11 protein-coding genes are annotated in these 12011 nt (G+C 75.7%); 1 reads left to right on the top strand and 10 read right to left on the bottom strand.

The genetic code is table 11. The annotated features are described in order from the left end of the window. Window positions 1-7 precede the first annotated feature (7 nt). From ABD080_RS03125 to ABD080_RS03135, 3 genes are all read right to left on the bottom strand, one after another. Window positions 8-850: a hypothetical protein gene (locus tag ABD080_RS03125; protein ID WP_343903613.1), complete on the bottom strand. Its 843-nt coding sequence runs from the start codon at window positions 848-850 to the stop codon at window positions 8-10. 63 nt (window positions 851-913) lie between these two features. Then, entirely contained in the window at window positions 914-2278 is a 1365-nt protein-coding gene (locus tag ABD080_RS03130; RefSeq protein WP_343903614.1) for a GHMP family kinase ATP-binding protein, read from the bottom strand. Beyond that, window positions 2275-3108, bottom strand: coding sequence for a sugar phosphate nucleotidyltransferase (locus ABD080_RS03135; protein WP_343903615.1), 834 nt, complete (start codon window positions 3106-3108; stop codon window positions 2275-2277). Before ABD080_RS03135 ends, ABD080_RS03130 begins: the two co-directional genes overlap by 4 nt. Window positions 3109-3244: 136 nt before the next feature. Here ABD080_RS03135 and ABD080_RS03140 point away from each other — a divergent pair, with 136 nt between their 5' ends. Further along, on the top strand, window positions 3245-3640 hold the full coding sequence (locus ABD080_RS03140) for a hypothetical protein (RefSeq protein ID WP_168197973.1): 396 nt from the start codon (window positions 3245-3247) through the stop codon (window positions 3638-3640). 10 nt (window positions 3641-3650) lie between these two features. Here the strand turns inward: ABD080_RS03140 and ABD080_RS03145 are convergent, their stop codons facing one another. The 7 genes from ABD080_RS03145 to ABD080_RS03175 form a co-directional block, all read right to left on the bottom strand. After that, window positions 3651-4889, bottom strand: a complete 1239-nt coding sequence (locus ABD080_RS03145) for an MFS transporter (protein WP_137769107.1) — start codon at window positions 4887-4889, stop codon at window positions 3651-3653. A gap of 149 nt (window positions 4890-5038) precedes the next feature. Then, window positions 5039-6277, bottom strand: a complete 1239-nt coding sequence (locus ABD080_RS03150) for an NAD(P)/FAD-dependent oxidoreductase (protein ID WP_343903616.1) — start codon at window positions 6275-6277, stop codon at window positions 5039-5041. Between the two features lie 32 nt (window positions 6278-6309). Then, window positions 6310-7425, bottom strand: coding sequence for a cysteine desulfurase family protein (locus tag ABD080_RS03155; protein ID WP_137769109.1), 1116 nt, complete (start codon window positions 7423-7425; stop codon window positions 6310-6312). Between the two features lie 13 nt (window positions 7426-7438). Then, the gene (gene nadC, locus ABD080_RS03160) at window positions 7439-8293 is read right to left on the bottom strand and encodes a carboxylating nicotinate-nucleotide diphosphorylase (protein WP_137769110.1); all 855 of its coding nucleotides are present in this window, start codon (window positions 8291-8293) and stop codon (window positions 7439-7441) included. Continuing rightward, a complete protein-coding gene (gene nadB / locus ABD080_RS03165) occupies window positions 8293-9885 on the bottom strand; it encodes an L-aspartate oxidase (protein ID WP_343903617.1) in 1593 nt (530 codons plus the stop codon). Before nadB ends, nadC begins: the two co-directional genes overlap by 1 nt. After that, window positions 9882-11189 (bottom strand): quinolinate synthase NadA, encoded by a 1308-nt coding sequence (nadA, locus tag ABD080_RS03170; protein WP_264451640.1) that lies wholly within the window; start codon window positions 11187-11189, stop codon window positions 9882-9884. Before nadA ends, nadB begins: the two co-directional genes overlap by 4 nt. Window positions 11190-11227: 38 nt before the next feature. Further along, window positions 11228-11938 (bottom strand): NUDIX hydrolase, encoded by a 711-nt coding sequence (locus ABD080_RS03175; protein WP_137769112.1) that lies wholly within the window; start codon window positions 11936-11938, stop codon window positions 11228-11230. Between the last annotated feature and the right edge of the window lie 73 nt (window positions 11939-12011).

Raw genomic sequence — 12011 nt, forward strand, 5'->3', positions numbered from 1 at the left:
GTCCTGCTCAGTCGGGGACGACGGCGAGCACGCGACCGCCCGCACGCCAGGCGACGTGCCAGTCCAGCGGGTCCCCGGGCAGCTCCGCGTCGATGACGGCGACGCGAGCTCCGAGCGGGGCGCCGCGCAGGTCCGCGACGGCGGTCGCGCCCTCGGGCAGCGTGGGCAGGGGGCCGGCGCCGGCGCCGGCGGCCGCGACGATCGGCAGCTCGCGGGCGGCGAGCGCGGCCTCCCGCTCCGGGTCGTCCTCCGCGCCGAGGCCGAGGACGTCGGCGAGCAGGTGCTGCTCGAGCAGCTCGCCGAGCACCTCCGCGCGCAGGGTGTCCTTGCCGGCGGCGTCCTCCCCGTGCAGCTCCACCACGCGCGCGTCGAGCTGCGCGAGGGCGGCCTCGAGCGCGTCGGCCACTTGGGTCATCCAGCCGGCGAGGTCCTCCGCGGCGAGGGTCAGGGCGAGGTCCTCGCCGATCCCGTGCACCGCACCGGGGGTCCCGGCGTCGTCGAGGGTGAGCACCACCGCCACGTCCTCCCCCTCGTACAGGGGGTAGTAGGTGGTGTGCTCGCCGAGCAGCGTGTACGGGCCCACGTCCACGCGCTCCTCGACGAGGAGGTCGAGCACACGGGACCCGCCGGCCTCGATGCCGCCGATCTCGTCGACGATCTGCTCGAGCGCGGGCGGCGGATCCGCGGCGACCTCCTCCTCGCCGGTCGCGAGGCCCGGCAAGAGGGTGACGTCCTGCGCGTGGGAGGTCGCGATCGAGCTGAGGCGGTCCACGATCGGGCGGAGGTCCCGGATGGGAAGGACGGCGGCGGGGGCGGGCCAGGACAGGTGCGAGGGGACGGGCGCGGTCATGCGCTCATCGTGGCACAGCCGCCCCCGCGATCACCCTGCCGGGAGGGCCTGTCCGCGCAGGGCTCACTCCTCGGGGTCGAGGCGGTGCGCGCCGGGCCCGGGCCGGGTGACGAGCGTCGTGGCGCGGGCACCGGCCTCGGGGAACTCCTCGCGGTACGCGGCGAGCCACCGCCGCGCGAACTGGTCTGCGAACTCCTCAGCGGATTCCTCCGCCTGCGCGCCGTCCGCCCCGTCGGCTCCGTCGGCCCCGGCGGCCCCGTCGGGCGCCTCCGGACGGCCGACGAGGGCCCACACGCTGCCGCCGAAGCCGGCGCCGAAGGCGCTCGCGGCGTGCGCGCCGAGCTCCCGGGCGAGCCGCTGCAGGCGCACCGTCTCGGGGATCTGGTTGCCGAGGCCCGTCTCCGCACCCGCCTGGGACTCGTCCACGAGCGAGCCGAGCTCCGCGAGGTCACCCTCCTCGAGGGCGAGCGCGGCGGCGGGCACGATCCGCTCCGACTCGGCGACGAACTGCTCGAGCCGGCCGGTGAGCGGGCTGTCCTCCCCCACGAGCTCCCGCAGCCGGGAGAGCGCCGCCGGGCCCGTCGCGAGGGCATCGGCGAGGGTGCTCTCGGTGCGGCCGGTCGCCTGCTGCCAGCGGGTGACGATCTCGCGGGCGGCGAGGGAGATGCGGTTGTAGTCCGCGAGGGCGGCGCCCGTCTTCTCCGCGTCGACGCCGCTCACGGCGACTACGAGGGACAGCCCCGCGGGGAGCGCCACCTCCCGCTCGCGCCGCACGGGGCAGAAGGAGTACTGCACGAGCGCCCCCTCGACGCCGCACAGGATCGCCGTGTGGTCCTCGCTGCCGCCGAAGGTGCCCACCCCGTGGTCCCCCGCGAGGGAGCCGAAGCTCTGCCCGTTCTCCACGCAGCCCAGGTACTCGCCGAGCTGCTCGTCGGTCGTGATCTCGGTGGTGAAGGGCGGCTCGTCGGCGACGCCCGCGAGGTCGAGCAGGGCGAGGGCGAGGCCCACCACGAGCGCGGAGGAGCTGGACATGCCCGCGGCGAGCGGGAGCGTCGAGGTCACGTGCACCTCGGCGCCGCGCAGGCGGCCCGGGAAGTTCGTCTCGAGGCGCTCGACGACGGTGCGCACGTACCCGCCCCAATGCCCGGGCGGGGAGGGATGGCGGGCGGGGGCGTCGAGATCCACGACGACGGGATCGCCCGCGAGCGCGCTGGTCACGTGCAGCTCGCGGTCGGTGCGCTCGACGGCGCGCACGGTGTGGCCGAGGTCGACGGCGGCGAGCAGGGAGCGGCCGCCCGCGTAGTCGGTGTGCTTGCCGAGCACCTCGATGCGGCCGGGCACGAACCAGGTCGCGGTGCGGGGGCTGGACCAGTCCGCGTGGGTGGGCTCCTCCGCCTCGCGGCGCAGCTGCTCGAGGACCGTGCTCACAGGGACACCTCCACGCCCTCGAGCGCGCGGGCCACGGCGGAGACGTCGGCCCGGGAGGAGAGGTCGAGCACGCCGGCCTCGACGGGGACGACGGTGAACGGCTCCCCCTCGCTGATGAGCAGGCGCACGGCGTCGATGATCTCGAGCTCGCCGCGCACGGAGGGCTCGATGCGGGTGCAGGCCTCGAAGATCGCGGCGGTGAACAGCCACGCGTTCATCGAGATCGGGCAGTCCCGGCCGAGGTTCTCGAGGGTCTCCTCGTCCGGCTTCTCGATGATGTTGCGCAGCTGCCGGTGCTCGTCCACGGCGGCGACGGCGAAGGCGCTGATCCGGTCCTCGGCGATGTTGGAGCCGGCGACGAGGGCGTCCCGGTCGAAGCCGACGAGCCCGGCGCCCTGCACGGCGACGAGCGCCTCGAGCGCCTCGCGCGGGTAGAAGTTGTCCGAGTTCAGCACGACGATCCGCTCGTCGCCCGCGAAGTCCGCGGCGGCGGCGACGGCGTCGGCCGTGCCGCGCGGCTCCTCCTGGACGGCGGTGGTGACGGTGAGGCGGCCGCCGCTGCGGGAGGCGGCGTACTCGCGCAGCACGTCGTGCTCGGGGCCGAGCACGAGGCACACCTCGGCGATGCCGACGTCCGCGAGGGTGGACAGCACGTAGTCCAGGAACGGCCGGCCCACGTCGATCAGGGCCTTCACCCCGCTCGCGGCGACGCTCGCCTGCGCCTCGTCGAGATCGGCGTCCGCGTCCTCGCGGCGCATGCGGGTGCCGAGCCCCCGCGCGAGGATCACGGCGCGGCGGACGGTGTCGTTGTCTTCGGTGTCGTGGCTCACCCCGCCGAGTCTACGGAGCGCCCCGGCCGCGAGAGAGCTCCCGCCACCCCGCCGGCAGCGCCGCCGGGCGACCGTCCCGTCCGGAGGACGCCTAGGCTCGGGGCGACCGGAAGCATCAGATTCCAGGAGGCCGGGAATGAGCACGGAGCAGGCGTCGACGAGCACTCGCCGGTGGATCGGGCAGGCCGTCACCTCTCTGCTCCTCGCGGGAGGCGTGCTCATGCCGTACGCGCCGTGGCTGATCCCGAACGGCGTGGCGCGGGTGGTCGTCATGGTGGCGCTGCTCGCGGCGGGGCTGCTGGTCTACGGGATCGCGATCCGGCGGGCGGATCTGCCGCGGGCGGGCGCCGCCCCCACGCCCGTCGCCTCGCGGATGATCCTCGTGGGGGTCATCGGTCTGGCGGTGCTCTCCGCGCTCGTGATCGAGAGCATCCATGCGCCGCTGTGGTTCCCGCTGCTGATCGTCGTGGCGGCGCTGCTGCTCCTCGCCTTCCGGCTCGACGCCCGCCCGCGCGAGCCCTCCCGGCGCTGAGCCCGGGCGCTCACGCCGCGGGGGCCTCCACGGGCCGCGGCTCGCGGGCGCAGAGCGCGGTGACCACGGCGGCGGCGACGGCGAGCACCCCGTAGCCGATGACGATCTGCTCCACCCCGTACCAGCGGGTGAGCTGGCCCGAGATCAGGCTCGCGGCCATCGCGCCGCTGTAGGAGAGCAGGTAGACGGCGGCCATGGTGGGAGCGGTCTCCGCGGGGGTCGCGGTGGAGAGCACGGAGCGCACGCTCGCGCTCATCGCCATGCCCTGGCCTGCGCCCGCGACGACGCTCGCCGCGATGAACAGGACCACGCTGTCGAGGGCGAGCGCGGTGAGCACGCCGAGCACTCCGATCGCGAAGACGGTCATGCCGGTGCGCTGCGCGGTCGCGGCGCGCATCCGCCCGCCGATCGGCGCGCCGAGCACGCTCGGCAGCATGTAGGCGGAGAACACGACCGCGAAGACGACGGCGTCGTCGGTGCCGAGGCCGTCGGCGACGACCGACGGGCCGAAGGCCTGGTAGAAGGAGCCCATCGCCCAGGTGGAGACGACGACCGCGGCGAGCGCCGGCAGCAGCGGGCGGGCGGCGGCGGGCACGGCGACCCGGGGTCGGAGGGAGGCGAGGGCGCCGCGCAGGCGCGGGCCGGTCTCCGGGGCGATCGCGAGCGCGATCAGGCACAGCGTCATCGCGCCCGCGCCCACGAGGAACACGGTCGTGGTGGGGCGCGGGCCGTGCTCGACGATCAGCCCGGAGCCGAGCGCCCCGAGGGTGAGCCCGACCATCGGGGACTGCGATGTGATCATCGTGGCGAGCCAGGCGGGGCGGCGGGGTGCGGCGTCGACCACGTAGCTCATGACGGCGCTGCTCGCGATCCCGCAGCCGAGGCCCGAGAGGAAGCGGCCCAGGGCGAGCGGGGCGAGGGAGTCCACGCGGAGCATGACCAGCGCCCCGGCGAGCAGCAGCGCGGCGGCGGCGAGGGCGAGCGGGCGGCGGCCCAGGTGGGTGGAGAGCCGGCCCAGCACGAGCAGCGCGAGGATCGTCCCGGCGAAGTAGGCGACCGTGGCGAGGGAGAAGTCCCCGTCGGTGAGGCCGTCGGCCCGGCGGTAGGTCGTGAACAGCGGCACCGGTGAGGAGGAGACCGCGAAGGCGAGCACGAGGGTGAGGGTCGCGGCGACGAGGGCGCGCGGGGAGGCGCGGTGCTCCGTCCCGGGAACGGTGGCGGTGACGGGCTGCGCGGGGGCGGCGGGCATGGGGATCCAGGGGGGGTCGAGCAGGGTGGGTTCTCGCGGTGACGCGGGACGGGCGGGGCCGACGGGCCCGCGTCACCGTCCAGGATCCTCCGTCACCACGGCGCGAGGGAGTGCCCGCCGGTACCCCTCAGCGGTCCCTGCTCGCCGGCTCAGCCGCCCGGGGCGATCCGCTCCCGCAGCGCGGCGACGTCGGCCACGTCGATCTTCCCGTCGCGGGAGTCCGCGATCAGCTCGCGGGCGGCGGGCACGGAGTCCCAGGTGTTCCACAGCAGCACGCCGACGATCCGGCCGTCCTCGACGTGGTGGACGACGGCGGCGCCGCCCTCCTCGTCCCACAGCTCGACGTTCTCGCCGCGGCCGTCGAGCCGGCCCACGGCCTCGTAGCCGTCGTCGAAGAGGTCGGAGTAGAACAGCGGCGTGTACGCGTACTCGGCGTCCCCGCCCGCCATGGCCGTCCCGGCGGCGGTCCCGGAGGCCTCGGCGTGGTCGATGTGCTCGACGTGGCGGGCGCCCAGCAGGGGGTCCTCGAAGCGGATGACGTCCCCGGCGGCGTGGATGTGCGGGGCGGAGGTGCGCAGGTGGGCGTCGACGACAATCGCGCCCTGATCGTCGAGCTCGAGGCCGGCGTCCCGGGCGAGCTCGGTGCGCAGGCGGGCACCGAGGGCGAGCACGGCGACCTCCGCGGTGAGGGTGCGGCCGTCCTCGCCGCTCAGCGTGAGGCGCTCCCCCGCCTCGAGGCCGGCGAGGCGGAAGCCCTTCTCGAGCCGCACACCGTGGCCGCCGTACACGCGCCCGAGGTGCGCGGTGATCGAGGGTGGGAAGAGGCTCTCACCGATCGCCTGCCCGGAGATCACGAGGGTGACGGAGGCGCCCGCGACGCTGAGCCCGGCGGCGATCTCGGTACCGAGGTAGCCGCCGCCCACGACGACCACCTCGGTGCCCTCGCCCACGAGCTCGCGCAGGCGGCGGTAGTCGGCGACCTCGCGGAGGGTCACGATCCGCGGGTCCTCCGGGGCGCCGTCGAGGGCCCGCGCGGCGGACCCGGTCGCGAGCAGCAGCTCCCCGTAGCCGACGCTCTCCCCCGTGCTCAGGGTGACGGTGCGCGCCTGCGGGTCGATCGCGGTGACCTCGGTGCCGGTGAGCAGGGTCGCGCCGGTGTCATCGGCGGTGCCGAGGTCCTGCGAGGCGGGGTCCGGGTCCTCTCCCGTCCAGAGGTCCTTCGTGAGGGCGGGCCGGTACACGGGGCCGTCCTCCGCGGCGGAGACGAGCAGGATGCTCGCCCCTTCCTGCTGCTCGCGGATCGCGCGGGCGGCCTTGTCCGCGGCGATGCCGCCTCCGACGACGACGTGGTCGTAGCTGCTCTGCAGGGCGGGCGATGACGAGGTCATGGTGGCTCCTTCGCGAGGCGGACGCCGCCACCCTAGCCCTCGCCCAGCACCGCCGCGAGGGCACCGACCGCCTGCTCCGCCTGCGCGGCGGTGAGGTCCCCGGGGAGGGTGAGCCGCACGGCGGTCTGCGCGGCCTCCCGGTCGATACCGAGGGCGGTGAGCACGTGCGAGGGCTCGTCGCTGCCGGCGGCGCACGCGGAACCGGAGGAGGCGACGACGCCGCGCCGCTCGAGGTCCAGCAGCACGGACTCGCCGCTGCGGCCGGGGACCAGGAAGGAGGCGTGACCCGGCAGGCGCGCCTCACGTGGCCCCGTGAGCACGGCCCCCGCGCGCTCGGCGGCCTCGAGCAGCAGGTCCCGCAGCGGCGCGATCCGCGCGGCCTTCTCCTCCCGCTCGGCCTCCGCGAGCTCGAGGGCGACGGCGAGCGCCACCGCGAAGGCGACGTTCTCCGTGCCGGAGCGTCGACCACCCTCCTGCCCGCCGCCGTGGACGAGCGGCTCGATCGGCAGGCGGCCGCGGATCATCGCGAGGCCGGTCCCCTTCGGGGCGCCGATCTTGTGGCCCGCGAGGGTGAGGGCGTCCGCACCGAGCCCGCGCAGGTCGATCCACCCGGCGGCCTGCACCGCGTCGGTGTGGAACAGCGCGCCCGCGTCGTGGGCGACCGCGGCCAGCGCCGCGACATCGGAGACAGCACCGATCTCGTTGTTCGCGGCGGCGAGGGAGACGAGCGTCGTGTCCTCCCGCAGCGCGTCCCCGAGTGCGGCGGGGGTGATGACGCCGTCGGTCCCGGGGTCCACGACGGTCACCGAGAAGCCGTGCACGCGGCGCAGGAAGTCGACCGACTCGAGCACCGCCTCGTGCTCGAGGGGGGACGTGACCAGATGCTTCCCGCGCGGGGAGGCCAGTGCCAGGCCCTTGATCGCGAGGTTCGCGGCCTCGGTCCCGCCCGCGGTGAACACGATGTCGCTGCGGCGCGCGCCGAGCACGGCCGCGGCCCGGCGGCGGGCGTCCTCGAGCCCCGCGGCGGCGGCCTCCCCCACCGCGTGATGGCTCGAGGGGTTGCCGAAGGTGCCGGTCAGGTACGGCCAGGCCGCCTCGAGGGCCTCCCGCCGCACGGGCAGCGTCGCGGCGGCGTCGAGGTAGATCACGCGCGGCTCCCGCTCACGCGGAGACGGCCATGTCGAGCCCCAGGTCGAGACTGCGCACGGAGTGGGTGAGCGCGCCGGAGGAGATCATGTCGACGCCGGTGCGGGCGACCTCCGCGACGGTCTCCTCGGTGATCGTGCCGCTCGCCTCGACGATCGCGCGACCGGCGACCTGCTCGACGCCGCGGCGCAGGTCCTCGAGGGAGAAGTTGTCGAGCATGATGACGTCCACGCCGCCCGCGAGCACCGGCTCGATCTGGTCGAGGCGGTCCACCTCGACCTCGATGCGGGTCATGTGGCCCAGCTGCTCGCGCGCCCGGAGGATCGCGGCGGTGAGGTCGATGCCCTGCTCGCGGAGCACGGCGAGGTGGTTGTCCTTCGCCATGACGGCGTCGGAGAGGGAGAAGCGGTGGTTGACGCCGCCGCCGCAGCGCACGGCGTGGCGCTCGAGGGCGCGCAGGCCGGGCGTGGTCTTGCGGGTGTCGGTGATGCGGGCGCCCGTGCCCGCGACCGCGTCCACGAGCACGCGGGTGCGGGTCGCGATCCCGGAGAGCCGCTGGACGAGGTTCAGCGCGACCCGCTCCGCCTGCACGACGGCCCGGGCGGGGCCGGTGATGTCGGCGAGCACCGTGCCGGCGGGGAAGCGGTCGCCGTCGGCCGCCCGAGGCGTGACCTGCACGGTTCCGTCGGTGAGGCGGAAGGCGGCCTCGAGCACGTCGATCCCGGCGAGCACGCCGTCCTCCCGCGCCACGAGCTGCGCGGCGGCTCTCGCGCCGGCGGGCAGGAACACCTGACCGGTGAGGTCGCCCCAGGGGGCGTCCTCGGCGAGGGCGGCGGTGACGACGGGGTCGATCTGGGCGCGGGTGAGCATCAGCGGGTCTCCAGGGGGTGCAGGGAGGCGGGAGCGGCGGACGTGCCGGCGGGGCCGACGGTCGCGGCCTCGCAGGGGTCGTCGAGGCGGTGATGGGCGCCCACGGAGCGCGGCCGGGCGAGCGCCGCGGCGACGAGCAGGCGGCCCAGTTCGAGGAGGTTGCGGTCCTCGAGCGCGTTGATCGTGCGGGGCGCGGGGGCCTGCCAGCCCTCGAGCACCGCGGCGGCCTCCCGGAGCTGCTCACCGCTGCGCAGCAGGCCCGCACGGGACCACATCAGCTGCTGGAGATCGGCACGGGTCCAGGTCACGGGGCCCCCGGCACCAGCGGCAGCGGCAGCGGCGTCCGTCCCGGCCCCGTCGTCCGCGGCCTCCGCCGCGGCGACGGCGGCGGCGTCCTCCGCGGCGGCGACCCCGGCGCGCGCGCCGAGCACGGCACCCTCGAGCAGGGAGTTGGAGGCGAGGCGGTTCGCGCCGTGCACGCCGGTGCGGGCGCACTCCCCTGCGGCGAGCAGCCCCGGCAGGCTCGTGCGGCCGTCGAGGTCCGTGCGGATCCCGCCCATCCAGTAGTGGGCGGCGGGGGTGACGGGGATCGGCGAGCGCCCCCAGTCCAGGCCCGCGGCGCGCACAGCGGCGTCGATCGTCGGGAACCGCTCGCGCAGCCGGTCCCCGCCGATCCCTGTCGCGTCGAGCCGCACGGGCAGCCCGCCCTGGGCGGCCATGGTGCGCGCGATCGCGCGGGCGACGACGTCCCGCGGGGCGAGCTCGGCGCGCGGATCGACGGCGGGCAGGAAGCGTCGGCCGTCGGCGTCGCGCAGCACCGCGCCCTCCCCGCGCACGGCCTCGGAGACGAGGAAGCCGCCGGGCACGGCGAGCGAGGTGGGGTGGAACTGGTAGAGCTCGAGATCCGCGAGGGCCGCGCCCGCGCGGGCCGCTGCCGCGACCCCGTCACCGGTCGCGACCTGCGGGTTCGTGGTGTGGGCGAAGAGCTGGCCGGCGCCGCCGGTCGCGAGCAGCACCGCTCCGGCGCGCACCAGTACCGAGCGTCCGTCGGCCCCGAGGAGCCGCGCCCCGCGCACGCGCCCGTCGTGGACGACCAGGTCCGCCAGCGCGGTGCGCTCGAGCACGCGGATCCCGCGCTCGCGCACGGAGGCGACGAGCGCGAGCTCGATCGCGCGGCCGGTCGCGTCACCCCCGGCGTGGAGGATCCTCGGGCGACCGTGGGCGCCCTCGAGGCCGAGCGCGGGGGCGCCGTCCTCGTCCCGGTCGAAGGCGACGCCGCGCTCCACGAGGCGGGCGATCGCGGCGGGCCCCTCCTCGCAGAGCAGGCGCACGGCCGCCTCCTCGGCGAGGCCGGCCCCGGCGGCGAGCGTGTCCCGGGCGTGGTCGGCGGCGGTGTCCCCGGGGCCGACGGCCGCGGCGATCCCGCCCTGAGCGTGGAGGGTCGCGCCCGCGGCGAGCGCGCCCTTGGTCACGAGCAGCACGTCCGCGTCCCCGTCGATCTCGAGGGCAGCGGTGAGCCCGGCGATCCCGGAGCCGACGACCAGCACCTCGGCGCGCAGGACGTCGGCGTGCGGCGCCCCGCGGGTCGTCACCGGGCGCTCCCGGCGAGCGGTGCGGGCTTCGCGGCGAGCATCCGCTCGAGGGCCACGCGGGCGGGCTCGGCGACGTCCGGGGAGACGCTCACCTGGTTGACGACCTCGCCGCGCAGCAGCGCCTCGAGCGTCCAGGCGAGGTAGCCGGGGTGGATGCGGTACATCGTCGAGCACGGGCACACCACGGGGTCCAGGCAGAAGATCTCGTGCTGCGGGTGCTGGGCGGCGAGCCGCTGGACGAGGTTGATCTCGGTGCCGATCGCGAAGGTCGTCGGCTCCGTCGCGCCCTCGATCGCGCGGCGGATGACGTCCGTCGAGCCGGCCTCGTCGGCCGCGTCGACGACCTCCATCGGGCACTCGGGGTGGACGATGACGCGCACGTCCGGGTGCTCGGCGCGGGCCTTGTCGATCTGGGCGACGGTGAAGCGCTTGTGGACCGAGCAGAAGCCGTGCCAGAGCAGCACCCGCGCGTCGCGCACGGTCTGCTCGTCGTTGCCGCCGAGCGGCCGGCGCGGGTTCCACATGGCCATCTCGTCGAGGCCGATCCCCATGGCCTTCGCGGTGTTGCGGCCCAGGTGCTGGTCCGGCAGGAAGAGCACGCGGCGGCCCCGCTCGAAGGCCCAGGCGAGCACGGTGGAGGCGTTCGAGGAGGTGCAGACGATGCCGCCGTGGCGGCCCACGAAGCCCTTGATCGCGGCGGAGGAGTTCATGTACGTCACCGGGATGACGGGAGCCAGAGCGTCGCCGTCGGCGCCCTCGTCCTCGAGCACCTCCATGAGCTGCTCCCAGCACTCCTCGACCTGGTCGATGTCCGCCATGTCCGCCATCGAGCAGCCGGCGGCGAGGTTCGGGAGGATCACGGCCTGCTCGGGGGTGGAGAGGAGGTCCGCGGTCTCCGCCATGAAGTGCACGCCGCAGAAGATGATCGCCTCCGCCTCGGTGCGGGCCTTCGCCGCGGTCGCGAGCTGGAAGGAGTCGCCCACGTAGTCGGCGTACTGCACGACCTCGTCGCGCTGGTAGAAGTGGCCGAGCACGACGACGCGGTCGCCGAGCTCCGCCTTCGCCGCGCGGATCCGACGGTCGAGCTCCTCGGCGCTCGCCTCGCGGTACTCGGCGGGGATCTCGCCCTGGCGCGGGGCGACGGCGGGGATCGCATCGGCCATCGAGGCGCCGGGGCCGTAGCCGGGGTCCTCGCGGTCCACGTCCCAGGGGGCGTCGAGCAGGCGGGTGGAGCAGGAGCTGCCGGCGGCGGCGCCGGCGGAGATGTCGCGCAGCGTGAGCTCGACCGAGGCGGTGGTGGTCATCGGTGGCCTCCGTGGTTCAGGGGTGGTGGGACGGCGGGTCAGGCCCGGGTGAGCGGGCCGTTGTCGGCGAGGTGGATGGACTCGTCGTGGCGGAACAGCCGGGCGGGGCGGTGCCGCCCGCCGGTGCGGAACTCGTCGGTCGGGACGAGCCGGCCCGACGCCTCCATCTGGCGCCGGAAGTTCGCGGGGTCGAGCGGTCGCTGCAGCACGGCCTCGTGGACGCCGCGCAGCTCGGCGAGGGTGAAGGTCTCCCCGAGGAAGGCGGCGGCGATGCGGGAGTACTCGAGCTTGTTGCGCAGGCGCCACAGGGCGTACTCGACGATGAGGTTGTGGTCGAAGGCGAGCTCGGGCAGCTCGTCGGCGAGGAACCACTGGACGTTGACCCCGGCCACGCCCGCGTCGGCCTCCTCCGGGCGCACCATCGCCCAGTAGACGATCGAGACGGTGCGCTCGGCGGCGCTCGGGGCGCGGTCGGGGCCGCCGAAGGCGTAGAGCTGCTCGAGGTAGCGCGGGCGCAGCCGGGTGGTCTCCCCGAGGGTGCGGCTCGCGGCGGCGCCGAGCCCTTCGCTGGCCCCGAGCGGGCCCCCGGGGAGCGCCCATCGCCCCTGGTGAGGGGCGCGGATGCGGCGCACGAGCGGGAGGTGCACGGCGAGGCGGCGCGTGGTGGGGTGCGGGCGCAGCGCGAAGATGACCGTGGAGACGGCGAGCGCGACGCGCTGCTGCTCGTCCGGGGTCGCGGGATCGCTCATGGCCGTCCACCTCCTGTTAAAGTCACCGGCACCTTTACGTGTGGCGAGGAGCTTAGGCTCAGGCAGACCAGAA

Origin of the sequence: Brachybacterium rhamnosum, assembly GCF_039526185.1 — a bacterium.
Lineage (GTDB): Bacteria > Actinomycetota > Actinomycetes > Actinomycetales > Dermabacteraceae > Brachybacterium > Brachybacterium rhamnosum.